This window comes from Moorena sp. SIO3B2 (genome assembly GCF_010692525.1).
In the GTDB taxonomy this organism is placed as follows: Bacteria; Cyanobacteriota; Cyanobacteriia; order Cyanobacteriales; family Coleofasciculaceae; genus Moorena; species Moorena producens.
This window is the reverse complement of sequence record NZ_JAAHHE010000890.1, coordinates 1-1,355: the sequence shown is the minus strand read 5'-3', so window position 1 is coordinate 1,355 and position 1,355 is coordinate 1. Positions and strand designations below refer to the sequence as shown.

The following is a 1,355-nucleotide window of genomic DNA, read 5'->3' as shown; positions in this document are numbered from 1 at the left end:
CTGGCTTAGTTTGGGGTTATTATATTATTGATGTTGGGCAATTAGTAGTCTATTCAGGCAAGGTTGCTCCCTGGATTACTGGCATTAATCGCGATCCTACTGCTGGGATAATGGGATTGCTATTTCTTGGTTTGGTTGCTTGGTGGATGAAGCGGAATCATCACAGTGATTAGTGATATAGCAATTATGATACTCATGAGGTACAAATTTATGGGTTTTAGGGAGCAGGGAGCAGGGAGCAGGGAGCAGGGAAGAGGCAAGAGGCAAGAGGCAAGAGGAACCCACCCCTAACCCCTCCCAGGAGGGGAAGGCAAGAGGCAAGAGGAACCCACCCCTAACCCCTCCCAGGAGGGGAAGGCAAGAGGCAAGAGGCAAGAGGCAAGAGGAACCCACCCCTAACCCCTCCCAGGAGGGGAAGGCAAGAGGCAAGAGGAACCCACCCCTAACCCCTCCCAGGAGGGGAAGGCAAGAGGCAAGAGGAACCCACCCCTAACCCCTCCCAGGAGGGGAAGGCAAGAGGCAAGAGGTGGAAAATATTGTGTACCTCATAGCTATGATAAACTCTATAATTAGCGATTAGTAATAATTAGTGATTAGTAATAATTAGTGATTAGTAATAATTAGTGATTGCTATTGAGAGTCCAAACTAAAGTTTAAATAGCAAGAGGTGCGACCCGTGGCGAATTTAATTCTTAATTATAAGAGCGAAACTAAGCGAATTCTGGGCGGTATTTGGCAACTCCTGCAATTCCTTCAACGGCGGGGTGATCAAGTACAACAATAATAAATGCCTCGTCCGGAATAGTTTTATCTTCGCTATATTCACTACTTAACCTTATATACCAATCCGTGTAGGAATTGTGAGAATTTTTGTTCCCTTTTCCCTACTCCCTGTTCCCGTCTTGATGCAAAGCGCGAGTGGGGGAAACCCCCAAGACCGCGCTGCATCGCTGTTCCCTGTTCCCTGTTCCCTTTGATATAGCAAAAATCCCTTGCCTTGTGTACCTCCTCTATGATGGAAGCAAAAGAATTCGGAGGATAGGAGATAGCAGGTGAGTTTGGCAAGAATTTGGGCGATCGCAGCTAATGGTTTTCGGGAAGTGATACGCGATCGCGTTTTATATCTGATCGGCTTTTTTGCCTTAGCCCTAGGCATAGCCCTCAGGCTGTTACCTGAGGTAGCAGCAACCACACAAGACAAAATTTTTCTGGATTTGGGTCTAGCTGCGATGGGTATCCTGGGTGTAATCGTGGCGGTATTTGTTGGTACCGGGTTGATTAACAAGGAAATCGAAAAGCGTACTGTCTTAGTGTTAATTCCCAAGCCTCTTAGCCGGGCTGAATTTATCATTGGC

1 protein-coding gene and 1 pseudogene are annotated in these 1,355 nt (G+C 47.0%); both read left to right on the top strand.

Going from position 1 to position 1,355, the window contains the following annotated elements; all coding sequences use genetic code 11:
* A pseudogene (locus F6K38_RS44755) lies at positions 1–173 on the top strand (CPBP family intramembrane glutamate endopeptidase); the annotation flags it as partial.
* Between the two features lie 879 nt (positions 174–1,052).
* The coding region (locus tag F6K38_RS42105) for an ABC transporter permease subunit (RefSeq protein WP_353737300.1) at positions 1,053–1,355 on the top strand (303 nt) is incomplete at its 3' end.